The organism is Trabulsiella odontotermitis, from assembly GCF_001297775.1.
Lineage (GTDB): Bacteria > Pseudomonadota > Gammaproteobacteria > Enterobacterales > Enterobacteriaceae > Trabulsiella > Trabulsiella odontotermitis.
Map to the genome: position 1 here is coordinate 21,767 of NZ_LIFX01000007.1, position 14,322 is coordinate 36,088.

General features: G+C 55.9%; 12 protein-coding genes. 2 read left to right on the forward strand and 10 right to left on the reverse strand.

Annotation, left to right across the window (positions count from 1 at the left end; all coding sequences use genetic code 11):
* Nucleotides 1–91 precede the first annotated feature (91 nt).
* The 4 genes from yjfF to ytfQ form a co-directional block, all read right to left on the reverse strand.
* Complete coding sequence (gene yjfF / locus AOY23_RS10635; protein WP_054179618.1) at nt 92–1,090, reverse strand: galactofuranose ABC transporter, permease protein YjfF; 999 nt, start codon at nt 1,088–1,090, stop codon at nt 92–94.
* A complete protein-coding gene (gene ytfT / locus AOY23_RS10640) occupies nt 1,077–2,102 on the reverse strand; it encodes a galactofuranose ABC transporter, ATP-binding protein YtfT (RefSeq protein WP_161804022.1) in 1,026 nt (341 codons plus the stop codon). Before ytfT ends, yjfF begins: the two co-directional genes overlap by 14 nt.
* A gap of 10 nt (nt 2,103–2,112) precedes the next feature.
* Nucleotides 2,113–3,618: a galactofuranose ABC transporter, ATP-binding protein YtfR gene (gene ytfR, locus AOY23_RS10645; protein ID WP_054179620.1), complete on the reverse strand. Its 1,506-nt coding sequence runs from the start codon at nt 3,616–3,618 to the stop codon at nt 2,113–2,115.
* A gap of 108 nt (nt 3,619–3,726) precedes the next feature.
* Nucleotides 3,727–4,683 (reverse strand): galactofuranose ABC transporter, galactofuranose-binding protein YtfQ, encoded by a 957-nt coding sequence (ytfQ, locus tag AOY23_RS10650; protein ID WP_054179621.1) that lies wholly within the window; start codon nt 4,681–4,683, stop codon nt 3,727–3,729.
* A 305-nt stretch (nt 4,684–4,988) separates the two neighbouring features.
* Between ytfQ and ppa the strand changes: the two genes are divergently transcribed.
* Nucleotides 4,989–5,516 carry an inorganic diphosphatase gene (gene ppa / locus AOY23_RS10655; RefSeq protein WP_054179622.1) on the forward strand — a complete coding sequence of 176 codons (528 nt, stop codon included), beginning with the start codon at nt 4,989–4,991 and terminating at the stop codon, nt 5,514–5,516.
* Nucleotides 5,517–5,578: 62 nt separating this feature from the next.
* On the opposite strand, the gene AOY23_RS10660 is transcribed toward ppa, so the two are convergent.
* From AOY23_RS10660 to tamA, 5 genes are all read right to left on the reverse strand, one after another.
* Nucleotides 5,579–5,929: a type II toxin-antitoxin system ChpB family toxin gene (locus AOY23_RS10660; RefSeq protein WP_054179623.1), complete on the reverse strand. Its 351-nt coding sequence runs from the start codon at nt 5,927–5,929 to the stop codon at nt 5,579–5,581.
* Nucleotides 5,923–6,174, reverse strand: coding sequence for an AbrB/MazE/SpoVT family DNA-binding domain-containing protein (locus tag AOY23_RS10665; protein ID WP_054179624.1), 252 nt, complete (start codon nt 6,172–6,174; stop codon nt 5,923–5,925). Before AOY23_RS10665 ends, AOY23_RS10660 begins: the two co-directional genes overlap by 7 nt.
* Nucleotides 6,175–6,379: 205 nt before the next feature.
* The gene (locus AOY23_RS10670) at nt 6,380–6,724 is read right to left on the reverse strand and encodes a gamma-glutamylcyclotransferase family protein (RefSeq protein WP_054179625.1); all 345 of its coding nucleotides are present in this window, start codon (nt 6,722–6,724) and stop codon (nt 6,380–6,382) included.
* A gap of 2 nt (nt 6,725–6,726) precedes the next feature.
* Nucleotides 6,727–10,503 carry an autotransporter assembly complex protein TamB gene (tamB, locus tag AOY23_RS10675; protein ID WP_054179626.1) on the reverse strand — a complete coding sequence of 1,259 codons (3,777 nt, stop codon included), beginning with the start codon at nt 10,501–10,503 and terminating at the stop codon, nt 6,727–6,729.
* A complete protein-coding gene (gene tamA / locus AOY23_RS10680; RefSeq protein WP_054179627.1) occupies nt 10,500–12,233 on the reverse strand; it encodes an autotransporter assembly complex protein TamA in 1,734 nt (577 codons plus the stop codon). Before tamA ends, tamB begins: the two co-directional genes overlap by 4 nt.
* A gap of 210 nt (nt 12,234–12,443) precedes the next feature.
* On the opposite strand from tamA, the gene msrA reads away from it, so the two are divergent.
* Nucleotides 12,444–13,085 (forward strand): peptide-methionine (S)-S-oxide reductase MsrA, encoded by a 642-nt coding sequence (gene msrA, locus AOY23_RS10685; protein WP_054179628.1) that lies wholly within the window; start codon nt 12,444–12,446, stop codon nt 13,083–13,085.
* On the opposite strand, the gene AOY23_RS10690 is transcribed toward msrA, so the two are convergent.
* Complete coding sequence (locus AOY23_RS10690; protein WP_054179629.1) at nt 13,086–14,144, reverse strand: LacI family DNA-binding transcriptional regulator; 1,059 nt, start codon at nt 14,142–14,144, stop codon at nt 13,086–13,088.
* Nucleotides 14,145–14,322 lie beyond the last annotated feature (178 nt).

Genomic DNA, 14,322 nt, shown 5'->3' on the forward strand with positions numbered 1-14,322 from the left:
GATGTTATTTCCGGTAGCAGGGGACTTCGGCATAAAATAAATTTATCGGCGGCTACCGGAAAAAGTTTAGTTTTAATGCAATTTCAATATGTTACCGGGTTGTTGCGTTATTAACCCTCGTGACCGGCGAACTCTGGCGATTCTCCCACAGCACCGTCAGGCCACGCTGCAGGGCAATGAAAATGAACAACAAAATGCCGATGGCGATCTTGGTCCACCACGAGCTGAGTGTGCCATCAAAGTTAATATAGGTCTGAATCAGCCCCTGGATTCCCACGCCAAACAGCGTTCCCAGCACCGTACCGACGCCGCCGCTGAGCAGCGTGCCGCCAATCACCACCGAGGCGATCGCGTCCAGCTCCACGCCAACGCCCGCCAGCGCATAGCCCGCCTGGGTATACACCGAGAACACAATGCCTGCCAGCGTCGCCAGCCCGGTGGAAAGCATGTAGATGCGAATGGTAGTGCTGCGCGTCGAAATCCCCATCAGGTTGGCCGACGTCGCGTTGCCGCCGATGGCATACACCTGATTGCCAAAACGGGTGCGGTGAGCGAGGAAAATCCCCACTACGACCACCAGCAACATCAGGAGCCCCATCGCGCTGAGACGCCCGCCGCCGGGAATCGTCCAGGCCAGATCAGAAAGCGAGTCATACACCGGATGGTTAATCGGGATCGACTCTTCAGAAACCAGATAGCTGACACCGCGCAGGAAGAACATCCCGGCAAGGGTGATGATAAACGCCGGGATTTTGAGCGCGTCAATCAACAGCCCCATAAACGCGCCAAACGCGCAACCCATCACCAGCACCAGCGGAAACGCCAGCAGCGGGGAGATCCCCCAGAAGCCGATCGCTTTCGCCAGAAAAACCCCGGTGAAAGCGATCACCGAGCCGACGGAAAGATCTATCCCCCCGGAGAGGATCACGAAGGTCATGCCGACAGCGATGATCCCAAGAAACGCGTTATCGGTCAGGATGTTGCAGATGACGCGCGTCGAAGCGAACCCCGGAAACTGCGTCAGACAATAGAGATAGCCAAGGATAAACACCCCGAGCGTAATCATCAGCGGTAAATTACGTTTGATCATGGCGGCGGATCCTTTTCAGTATGCTGATAAAAGACGGTGACTGGACGATCAGGACGCAGAGCACCACCACCGCTTTCACCACCTGGTTGAGCTCCGGCGGGAAGCCGGAAAGCAGGATGCCGGTATTCATACCCTGAATAATCAGCGCCCCGACCACCGACAGCAGCAGGTTAAAACGCCCGCCCATCAGCGAACCGCCACCGATAACCACCGCCAGAATGGCGTCCAGCTCCAGCCACAGCCCGGCGTTATTGGCATCAGCGCCGCGAATATCGGCGGCAACGATGGTTCCGGCAATCGCCGCACACACGCCGCTCAGAACATAAGTCAGCATCACCACAATGCGCGTATTCACCCCGGCGTTTTTTGCGGCGCGAATGTTGATGCCGACCGCTTCAATAAACATCCCCAGCGCGGTTTTGCGGGTGAACAGCCAGAAGACGATCAGCGTCACCAGGGCGATGATCACCGGCGTCGGGAACAACAGGAATTTGCCGCTGCCGATCCACGCCAGGTTCGGCGCATCAAAGGTGACGATCTGCCCGGCGGTGATCAGTTGCGCCACGCCGCGTCCGGCGACCATTAAGATCAGCGTGGCGACGAAAGGCTGGATTTTCAGTATCGCCACCAGAATGCCGTTCCACAGCCCCGCCAGCACGCCTGTTGCCAGCGTCGCCAGCAGAATAACCGGCAGCGAGTGTCCGGCGACGGCCATGGATGCAGCCGTGGCGCCCGCAATCGCCATCACCGCACCGACGGAAAGATCGATACCGCCAGTGGCGATCACCAGCGTCATACCAATGGCGAGCAGCGCAACCGGGGCGGCGCGGTTAAGAATGTCAATCGGGCTACCAAACAGGCGCCCGTCCTGCAGCACCACCTGGAAGAAATGCGGCGCCACCAGGCTATCAACCACCAGCACCAGGATCAGCGCCGCGAGTTGCGGCATCCCGGTGGGCCAGCGAAAACGGCGCTTTGCGGCGTCCGTTTGCGGAAGGGATTGAGGCATCACGGTTTACTCCTTATGCCGCAATAGCATTCATAATCGCCGGGACCGAGAGCGCATCCAACGGGATCTCCGCGACCTGTTTGCGATCGCGCATGATAATCACCCTGTCGGCATAGCCCACCAGTTCCTCCAGCTCTGACGAGATGACCAGCAACGCCAGCCCATCAGCGCACAGGCTTTCTATCAGACGGATAATTTCCGCGTGCGCGCCCACGTCGATACCGCGTGTCGGCTCATCAAGAATGAGAAACTGCGGGCGGGTCAAAAGCCAGCGGGAGAGCAGCACTTTTTGTTGATTGCCGCCGGAGAGAAACTCAATCGGCTGCTCCCCGCTGGGCGTACGGATGCCAAGCTGGCGAATAAAACGTTCGGTGATCTCATGTTGTTCACGCCGGGGAATCGGTTTTAGCCAGCCACGCTGCGCCTGCAATGCCAGAATGATATTTTCCCTGACCGACGCCGCAGCAATTATGCCATCGGTTTTCCTGTCTTCCGGGCAGAACCCGATGCCAAGACAGGAAGCCTGATGCGGCGACCGCAGAAGCTGTTTTTTGCCTTTGATCCACGCCGTACCGCTGTCGGCAGGCTTAATGCCGAAAATCACCTCTGCGGTTTCGGTGCGACCGGATCCTAACAAGCCCGCCAGCCCGACGATTTCCCCGGGGCGAACCTGCAAATCGAAGGGGTCGATGGTGCCTTTTTTGCCGAAGCCTTCAAACGCCGCCACCGGTTTTTCACTCAGCAGCGTACGCCCGGCGCGCTGCAGCGCCTGATGCTCAAGCTCGCGGCCCAGCATCATCTTCACCAGATCAATCTGCGGCAGCTCGCGGGTCTCCCGGCAGCCGACAAAACCGCCGTTGCGCAGCACGGTGATCCGATCGCTGACCTGGTAAACCTGATCGAGAAAGTGGGTGACGAAAATCAGGCTGACGCCCTGATCGCGCAACTGGCGCATCAGACCGAACAGCATGTCGACCTCTTTGGTGTCGAGACTGGCCGTCGGTTCGTCGAGGATTAGCACTTTGGCGGAGAGATCGATGGCGCGGCAAATCGCGACGATCTGCTGCATGGCCACCGAAAAACGGTTAAGAGGTTCGCGTACGTCGAGGGAAAAACCGTAGGAGGCCATCAGTTCGGTGGCACGTTTTTCCATCTCCTTGCGCCGCAGAAAGCCGAAACGGCGCGGTTCGCGACCAATAAACAGGTTATCCGCCACCGACATGTTCGGCAGCAGGTTCACTTCCTGATAGACGGTGCCAATGCCCAGTTGTTGAGCATGCGCGGTATTCTTTGGTGAGATTGGCTCACCTTCCAGCCAGATGGTGCCGCGATCGGCATGATAAACCCCGGTCAGGGCTTTGATGAGCGTTGATTTCCCCGCGCCGTTTTCCCCCAGCAGCGCCATGATTTCACCGCGCCGCAGACTGAAATCGACATTATCTAATGCCTTCACGCCGGGGAAGAATTTGCTCAGGCCTTCCGTACGCAGAACATCCTGATGATGGATTGATTCGGTCATTATCGCCTCCCCCAAAAGTTCCCTACCCTGACCCGCTTCCTAAAAGGGAGAGCGCCTGCGACGCCTCTCCCCTCAGGGGAGAGGGCCAGGGTAAGGAGTGATCCACTATCAGTAACCCATATTTTTCTTCTTCTCTAACTCTTCTTTCGCCGTGTCCGGCAGGTAGAGCGTGGACTTGGTCAGTGTCACTTTCTCCGGCATGGTGCCGTCTTTCTTGAATTTCTCAAGCGCATCAAACGCCGGGCCCGCCATGTTCGGGGTCAACTCGACGCTGGCATTAGCTTCACCAGCAATCATCGCTTTATAGATATCCGGCACGCCATCGATGGAGCCGGTGAGGATATCTTTACCCGGTTTCAGACCCGCTTCCTTGATGGCCTGAATCGCACCGATCACCATGTCATCGTTATGGGCGTAAACCATGCAAATATTCTTGCCGTTGTTTTCTGCCTTGATGAAGCTCTCCATGACTTCTTTCCCTTTACTGCGGGTAAAGTCGCCGGACTGAGAACGGATGATCTTAATATTCGGGGCTTTGGCGATCGCTTCCGCGAAACCTTTTTTACGATCGATCGCGACACTTGCGCCGACTGTCCCCTGCAGTTCCACAACGTTACACTGCTTACCATCAACGGTTTTGATCAGCCAGTCGCCAATCAGCTGACCTTCCAGCACGTTGTTGGCGGTCACCGTGGTCATATAGAGCGAGTTGTCTTTTACATCAATAGAGCGGTCGAGCAGGAATACCGGGATTTTTGCCTCTTTTGCCTCTTTCAGTACCGGTTCCCAGCCTGTTGCGACGACAGGGGCGATAAAGATGGCATCCACGCCCTGAGCGATAAAAGAGCGTACAGCTTTGATTTGGTTTTCCTGTTTTTGCTGTCCGTCCGCGATTTTCAGCGTGATGCCACGTTTCTGGGCTTCACTCTTCGCGACGTTGGTTTCAGCGGCTCGCCAGCCGGACTCAGAACCGACCTGCGAAAATCCTACGGTCAAAGGAGCAGCCATTACCATAGACGACATGGCTGCGGAAACTGCCGTGACAAGAAGTAAGCGCTTCCACATAAAGGTATCCTCGTAGGGTTATTGTTGGATAAAACTTCGCCTGCGGGATAAATATAGACAAGGCGGGATGTAACAGAATGCGTTACATCACACTTCAGAAAAGTGGATAAAATGTTAATCACAAATTTGTAATCGTTTCCACTTCGCTATGAAAAAAGCGGCTGAGTTTATGGATTTTCCAGTTATGAAATTCGTCTGAAAAGAACAATTTCAACGCGATGAACTGGAAAACAGGAAAAGACATTCTTTGTGAGTTGGCTATAATACCGGGCACAAGATTGCCACACATTTTTAAGGAAACAGACATGAGCTTACTCAACGTCCCGGCGGGGAAAGATCTGCCCGAAGATATCTACGTTGTCATCGAGATCCCGGCTAACGCAGATCCTATCAAATACGAAATCGACAAAGAGAGTGGAGCACTGTTCGTTGACCGCTTCATGTCTACTGCGATGTTCTACCCGTGCAACTACGGTTACATCAACCACACCCTGTCTCTGGACGGTGACCCGGTAGACGTTCTGGTTCCGACTCCGTACCCGCTGCAGCCGGGCTCCGTTATTCGCTGCCGTCCGGTTGGCGTGCTGAAAATGACTGACGAAGCCGGTGAAGATGCGAAACTGGTTGCCGTACCGCACACCAAGCTGAGCAAAGAATACGATCACATCAAAGATGTAAACGACCTGCCGGAACTGCTGAAAGCGCAGATCGCTCACTTCTTCGAGCACTATAAAGATCTGGAAAAAGGCAAGTGGGTGAAAGTGGAAGGCTGGGCCGACGCTGAAGCGGCAAAAGCAGAAATCATCGCCTCCTTCGAACGCGCTAAGAAGTAATTCTTACCGCCGCTGAACATAAAACACCGCCTGATTGAGGGCGGTGTTTTTGTTTCATGGGCTTATTCAACAATTGCCTGCACACGTAACAACACCTCTTCGATCACTTCACCCGTCGCGGTATCCACCTTTTTTGCCTGCCTGGCTTGCAGATCCAACATACGCAACTGGTTAACCAGCACCACACCCTGAATATCACCATTGCGACTGCTCACCGGCACGGCAAAACCCGCATAACGCGCATAGTTTCCGCCCTGTGTGATTGGCGCGACCAACACGGTTCCCAACCGATTAAACGCCTGCGGCGACAGCACAAGTGCTGGTCTGCCCACGCCTTTTTGCTCATGCCCACTCGCGGGATCAAACCCGACGATGACGATATCGCCCCGCTGATATTGCGGGCGCGTTACCATACTTCGTCACCAACAGGGCCATCATTACCCCAGATATCCTCTTCGCGGATCGCCGGTGCGTTCATGTCGCATTGTGCCAGCAACTCCTCCAGCGAATAGCGCTTACTGACTGGCGTAAGCACCAGTTGTTTATCTTTCACCATCACCTCCATGCTTTGGCCCGGCGTTAAGCCGAGTTCTTTCATCACTACACCGGGAATCACCATGCCTGCACTGTTCCCCCATTTCTTAATGGTTATACGCATCTCGCCCTCCTGAGTTAGACAAAGTATAACTCAGGAAGTGGCGATGTCATTGTGGACTTCACCACAAAAGAACACCAGTGTTGGATCCAGACAAAGAGTGAAAGCAGAAAGCGCTTTCCAGATGGAAGGAGATATCAGACTTGTTGCAGAAAAAAGTGCGCAGGCGCTCGCAAAAAACAACGCCACCCGAAGGTGGCGTGGCTTTTCAGTCCTGGTTTCTGTCTAACCAGTTTCCGCTTTCAATCAGCGTTAACCCGTCGACCGGACGTTGGTACACGTACATCCATGCACTTCCGTACGGTGTTTGAATCAAATGGCGAGCGTATTCCCCGCCCTTAGTGCGCAGCGCATCAAGCTCGGCAAGGGTCGAGGCGTCGATACGATAAACTTCACCATGTACTGTGCCCTTTCCCGGCACCGCGCCTGGATAGTGGCCCAGGCTGTACAACTGATAATCATCGACACTGTGCGCACCCAGCCACTGAGCGTTGGTCATCCAGTGGCTGTTGCCTTGTTTGCGTCGTAAACTGCCGTAAACAAATATTCGCATTGCTAAAACTCAAACTGATAGAGCAAATCCAGTGCCTGATCAACGCCAGACACGGCTTCCAGATATAGCTTAGGCATCAGGCGATAGCGTAACGTGAGTGTTGCCAGTGAGTCAAAAATACCCACGCCATATTTCACCTGTAGGCCCGGCAAGACATAGCCACTGACCACCACCTGTGAGGAGTCGCCGACTCCCTGGGTGTCCAGCGCCAGATTGCTTACGCCAAACGTCTCGCCGATTTTACCCACAACCTGACCACTTTGTGCAACCCCCAGACCGACAAGCATGGATGTCATTGCTGCACTATCGCTCTGTTCGCTGTCCAGACCCTGCCCGCGAAGCAGGTAAGAGAGCGCCTGCTGCTGCGACATTGCCGGGTCGGAGAACACTTCCGCTTTTGGCTGATCGGCAGAACCGGTGACGCGAACGCCGGCAATCACGTCGTTTTCTGTGGCTTCCGGGTTGCGAATGGCTTCAATGTTCAGTAATGGCTGATCCGGCGGACCAGAGAACAGCAGTTCGCCTTTACGCACAATCAGATCCTGACCGTAAGCATGGAAGCGGCCATCCGGGATGTTAATCTGCCCGTTCAGCCCCAGCCCCTGTTTGTCCTGCGCGACTTTAAGATCGCCCGTCAGACGGGCTTTCAGGCCAAACGCATCCAGACGCACGTTGTTGCCGACATGGATATTCAGGTTGCTGTTGATGGGGATCGACGCGGTTTTCGGCGCTTCCGGTTGCAGATTATTGTTCAGCATCACCTCGTCGTTGGAAACCCCAACCGCGCTTTCTGGTAGCTCGTGCACCACAATGCGCGCCCACGGCACATCCACATTACCTTCCAGCGTGAACAGGCTTGGTGTGGCGGTAAATACCACGTCCGGTGAGACGTCCAGCCGTACCATCGGCGGCACGGTGATCCGCACCCGGCTGCCTTTGGCGGCGATACTGGCGCGCCAGTTATCAATCTGACTCCAGTCGGCATTGCCGCTCAGGTTGATCTGCCCCTGTTGTGTCAGTACCGATCCCTGCAACACAGAACTTGTGCCATTGAAGTTCATCGTTAAATGGCTGGGCTGCATGTCGAATGGCATAAAATTACCGTCTATATCGATGCCGCTCAGTTGCATCTGACCGAACAGTTGTGGCCCCTCCAGGTTACCGCCAAGGCGCAGATTCGCGCTGAGTTTACCGGCGGCTTTCTCGCCCCGCGAGAAGATCGGGTTGATCATCGCCAGCGAGAAATCACGGATGTTGACGTTGCCGCCGAGAGTGCGGCGTCCCTGCGGATCGGTCACCTGCACCTGACCATCCAGTTGACCATTATTGGTGAGACGAATCAGCCAGCCCAGTTCCGCGCGATTGTTGCGCAGTTCCGCATTCAGATTCAGCGTGTCGAACGCCACCGGTAGCGGCGCGTCGTTCACGACCTGCGTCACTTTAACGTTGCGCCCGGAGAGCGTCACGCTGCCCTGCGGCAACCCTTCTTTGGTGGTATCCCAACTGACATCGGCTTTACCGCTAAAGACACCGCTGGCCTGCGTCGCCTCCGGCATAAACGATTTCAGCATTGCCAGGTCGAAACGGTTGAGATTCACCACCGCGCGACCTTCCGCCCCGGCATCAATGGTCTGCGGTACACACAACTCGGCATTCGGGTTGTTCCAGCAGTGCGGCCCGATGCTGATTTTTTGTTCCTGATTGCGGTAATCCAGCGCAATGGCGCGACTCAGCGACCACGGCCCGACCGGCGTCTGGAAACGGGTATTGCTCAGTTCACCTTTCCAGCGCTCCGCTTTACGATCAAAACTGCCTTTCAGCGTCAGCTGACCCGACACCGGCTCGCCCTGGAGACGCAATTGCAGGTCGTGCTGTTTCTCGTTGCCGTTGGCGTCCAGTTGCACCAGGCGCATGTTAACGCCCGGCTGGACGATGTTATCAACGCGAACCTTCAGGTTACCGCCAATTTGATCGGTCGATTTAACGTCGCCTTCCACACGCACCTGCGCGACGGAAAGCTCCTGCCAGCGCAGGCTTCGCGCGGTGATATCCGCCAGCAGTTGCGGCGCATCAATCGTGCCGCGAACTTTCAGCAGACCTTTCGCCGTACCGCCCAGTCCCGGAAGGGCGTTATCAAGACTGGGGGCGTCGACAGTGGCATCCAGATTGAGATCTTTCACCCCCAGCTCGCCTTTCACGTCAGCGCTGTTGCGCCCCAGCGCCAGATGCAGCCCCGGAATGGTCCACTGCAAATAGCTGTTGCCTTTCAGCGAGCCTTCAACGTTGACCTTGTTCTGTTTGACGTTACCGGTGATTTTCAGTTCAGGGACGTCCATCTGCCAGCTACCGCCGTACAGGCTGCCGCGGGTTTTAATCAGCCCGTCCAGCTTCGATGGCCAGTCAGGCACTTCTTTCGCGGTGTTAATGCCTTTCAGGGTTAATTCACCGTTCCAGCTGATCGCCTGCTGCCAGTCCAGGAGCGCTTTGAGTTCGGTGGTGCCTTCCAGCGCTGCCACGGAGAGTTTGTCGAGATTTACCTGCTTTTCATTGCCCTTCGCGTCCAGCGTGATGGTGGCGGGCGGCACGCCCTGCCCCTTCACAGCAGTACGGAACGACAGGGTGTAATCGGTCATTTTGCCGCTGAGTTTCAGCTTCAGGTCATCGGCCTGATACTGTTTCTCGCCAGTGAAAGGCCAGTAGAGCTGCTTGCTCAGCACTTCCACGTTTAACGGCAGCCCGGCCTCCGCCAGTTGCGTCTGCGCGCGAAGCGACATATCTACCGGGCCGGAGAGATTCACGCCAACGTCCAGCTGTTTACGCAGCTCGCCGCCCACTTTCAGTTTGATCTTCTCGCCCTTCATCGGGTCAATATTCAACGTACTGTTGAGCGTGATATCGACCGGCCAGTTATCCTGCAACTGTGCGGTGCCTGAGGCGTTCACCGTGCCCTGGTTCGAATCGATATCCAGCGTGTCCAGGCGAGTATTGCCGTCAATGCTGCTCACTTTCAGCAACATGCTGAAGATGGTCAGATCGGTGTCGCCGGTCAGGCGTAGTTGCTCGCCGCGAAATTCCTGAATATTGAGATTCAGCGGCAGATGAACGTCGGTCATCTCCGGCAGCACCGGTTTCGAGAACAGTTCGGTCAGCGTTTCGCCCAGCGGTTTCTCTTCCGGCTGCGGGTTTTGAATTTTCGGCTCGACCACCTCTTCCTGCGCCACCTTTGCCACTTTTGGCAGGGCAATCAGCAACCCCTGCAGCGATGTTGGCGTCAGGGTCAGATCTTTCTCCTGCCAGTTAAGCCCGGTGGAGAAATCCATCACCGACACGGTGGTGTCATCGATTTTGATGTTGACGTTATTCAGCGTCACGCGGCTGAGTGTGATGGGATACGGTGTGGAGAGATTGAGCGGGCCGCTCTCTTCTTCTTCGACCGGCGCCGCGGGCGGCATTTTCTTGCTGTCGATAGCGACGTTAATGTCGCGCAGCGAAATGTCATTCACGCACAGCGCGCTGTTCCACAGACAATCCAGTTTGACCGCCAGATGCAACTGCCCGGCATCCACCGCCACACCTGGCTGCTGGTAACGCACGTTTTTCAGCGTCAGATCACGCCAGCCCCCCGTCACCTGGCCGATTTCCAGCCCCGGCACCCAGCGATTCGCCGCCTTGAAAACCAGATGCAGCCCGGACGTGGTGCCCACGAGATACGCCACCGCCCCCAGCAGCAGAACAATAAAAATCAGTACGCCGAGGCTTATTTTCTTCCATAAACTCATAATTCAGGCCCCAGACCGATGTAAAACTGTAAACCGTGCTCTTCTTTGTCGCCGACCGGAACGGCGAAATCGAGCTTGATCGGCCCGACCGGTGACTGCCAGCGAACGCCAACACCGGCGCCGGTTTTGAAATCGCTCTTGCGGATGTCGCTTACTGCTTCACCGCCGTCAACGAACATCGCGCCCCACCATTTGCCGCTCACGTTGTACTGATATTCCAGCGAGCCGGTCGCCAGTTTTGACGCACCGATCAGCTTGCCGTCGTCATCTTTCGGCGCGATGGATTTGTATTTGTAACCGCGAATGCTGCGGTCGCCCCCGGCGAAGAAACGCAGGTCCGGCGGCACTTTGTCGAAATCACCGGTTTCTATCCAGCCGAGATTACCGCGCGCCACAAAGCGATGACGATCATAAAGCGTGCGGATCCAGACGTTTTGCGCCTGCACGACGACGAAATCCACGTCGGAGCCCCAGGCGGTGTTGGAATAATCGACAGAATAACGCTGTGAATCGCCCCAGTTCGGCATCAGGCCGCCGCGTGAACGGGTGCGGCTAATCATCACCCCCGGATAGAGCAGCATCGTCGTATTGGTGACGTCGGCCTGGGTAAAGTGGTCGAGACTCCAGCGCAAATTGATAGCGCGCTGCCAGCCGCTGGAAAGATCCCAGTAGCGTGAGACAGCGAGCGTCGTGGAGTCAGATTTGGTGTCATTGAGATCGGTACGCTTAAGGCCGCCCTGCACCAGGTAATACTGCTCCAGCGGGTTCTTCAGCAGCGGCATTTTATAGCTGAAATCGAGCTGCTGCTCCGGCGCGGAAATACTGGCGCTGGAGGTCAGGCTGTGACCGTAAGAGTTCATCCACGGCTTTTTCCACGTCGCCTTCACGCGCGGCCCGACGTCAGTAGAGTAACCGACCCCGGTTTCAATGGTGTTTTCGCTGCGCGGCGATACCACACCATGCAGTGGCAGCACTTTGGTTTTGCGGGATTTATCAAATTCGGGCGCCACGACCACCGAGTTAAACCAGCCGGTGGCCGACAGGCGGCGGTTCAGTTCGGCTAAATCCGCGGAGGTGTAGTAATCCCCCTGTTTGAACGGCACCAGATTCTGCAGGTAGCGGTCCTGGATCTGCGAGCCTTCAAAGGTGACCGCGCCGAAGCGATAGCGTTCGCCGCTGTCGTAGTCGATATCCCAGAAGGCCTGGTGCCGGTCGAGCGCCACGCCAAGCTGGCTTTTGTTGAATTCGCTGTCGAAGTACCCTTTGCGCAGCGCCACGCTGGTGAGATCTTTCTTGAAGCCGTCATAATCGCCATGATTCAGCACGGTACCGACCGCCGGGCGCTTCTTTAGCAGGTCGAGATAATCCCTGTCGGTACGCGCGCCGCCGCGCAGGATCACCCCGGTACCGCCAATACGCACAGGCTCGCCAGGAGTGACTTTCGCCAGCAGCACCTGACGGCCTTTTTTCGGCGGCGGCTTGAGTTCAAAATCAATGGTCGGTTCGTAATACCCCAGCGCTTTCAGGCCATCGCGAATGGCGTCGTCCACACGCGCCTGAAAGCGGCGGTCAGGCGTCACTTCATCACCCTGAATGGTTGAAAGCTGGGCACGAACGTTTTTTTCCAGGTTTCCTGATAGCCCTTCAACCTGCAAACGTATATTCGCCGCACTGGCGACCCCGCTGACCATCACCAGGCTGGCCATACATAACTGGCGAATTTTTGGCACGTTTTCTCCTGAATGTCCTTGTTTCCTCCCCTACAGGAAACACAAGCGTCGATCCACGACGTAACAATCCATTATCATTGGACTGAAAAAAAGACAACTTAGTTATATTCTCGTATGTTTAAATCTAGTCATATTCGCAGTGCTTATTGTGTTAAAAGACGCAGGCTGTGACAACCTTAACCACAATTTCCTTTTCCCGGAGGCCAAATCGTGAGCCCTTTCGATAAAAACCATCTTGTTAGCCAGTCGGATGCGTTACCCGGGCGCAATACACCAATGCCAGTGGCGACGTTGCATGCTGTTAACAATCACTCCATGACCAATGTGCCGGACGGTATGGAAATCGCGCTGTTTGCCATGGGATGCTTCTGGGGCGTGGAACGGCTGTTCTGGCAGTTGCCGGGGGTATACAGCACCGCGGCGGGCTATACCGGCGGTTTTACGCCAAACCCGACCTACCGCGAAGTCTGCACCGGGGACACCGGTCATGCGGAAGCCGTGCGCGTGGTGTACGATCCGAAGGTCATCAGCTATGAACAACTGCTGCAGGTCTTCTGGGAAAACCACGATCCGGCGCAGGGCATGCGCCAGGGCAATGATCACGGTACGCAGTATCGTTCAGCGATTTATCCACTGACGCCGGAGCAGGAAACGGCGGCGAAAGCCAGCCTCGAACGTTTCCAGGCCGCGATGCGTGCGGCCGGGGATGACCGCCAGGTCACCACGGAGATCGCCGCCGCAAAACCGTTTTATTACGCAGAGGACGATCACCAGCAGTATCTGCACAAGAATCCGTACGGCTATTGCGGTATCGGCGGCATCGGCGTTTGCCTGCCCCCACAGACGGCATGATTATGCGTCAAGCGCCACGCGGGCCGCGTGGCGCGTGGCACTCATCACTGAGCCAAAATCCCGCATTTGCCCCTGCAGCAACAGATTAAACACCGGTGCCTGTGGCCGGTTCAGTCGTTGCTGTAACAAATGCACCGCCTCTATCCCCAGATCGCGACAGGGTACCGCAATCCCGTTGACCGGTGTCGCCAGCCCATTTTCCAGATTCCACATAAAATCGGTGGTGATAAGCGAAATGTCTTCCGGCACGCGGAGGTTGTGCCGCGCCAGCACCCGCAGTACACCCGAGGTCATATCACTGCAACCAGGGAAAATCACCTCCGGCCAGTATTCACGTGGTCGTGCGGCCAGCCACGTCTCCAGCGTCTGCTCTGCCTCGCTGGCAGAAAAGCCTTCGGTTACCAGCAAATCCTGTTGCGGATCGAACGGCACATGGCAACTACGATACGCTTCTTTGATGCCGTTAAGCCGCTCATACAGCGTCTCCCGACGCAACGTAGTGATAGACAGCACCCGCCGGTGTCCTTGCCCGAAGACGTAACGCAGCGCGTAAAAACCGATGGCACGGTGATCCGGCGAAACTGCATCCAGACGCATTTCGCGATCATAAGTATTAATTAATACGCAGGGTTTGTTCAGCGTGGCGGCAACGTTAAACAGCGTGTCGTCATCGCAGCCAATGATGATGATCGCGTTGATATCTTTGTGATTCGCCTTTTCCAGAAAGAGCTTAATATCCGCCCGCTGTTCTTCCAGTCCACAGTAGTTAAGCCAGACATTGTGCGGTTTCAGTGCCTGCGCAATCCCGCGCGTCACTTCCAGATAAAAGATATCGCCGCGAGCATTGAAGGTTCTGCCAGGCGCGAAGACGGCAATACCGTTGATCAGCAGCCGACCAGACGCCAGCTCATCCAGCACGCCCAGTTCCCGTGCGCAATGCACGATGGCTTCACGGGCTTTGTCGCTGCTGTAGGATTTACCACTTAGCACCCGGGACACGGTACTGATGGAGTAGCCGGTGAGCGCCGCAATCTCCTCCATTTTCAGCTTACCTGGCATTGTGTGACCTCCCTCGCAATCAATTTCTGCAATTATTTGCAGATCCAGCGTTCTGTTTTTTAAACCAAATTTCCTTCGCTTAGTGATTTTCTTATCCACCCTGCGAGCGTTCTCACAAATTCTAATTGTCGCTTTTTTCTTCGTTTTTTATGTTCCGCACATTCCCCTCTGACGCTGA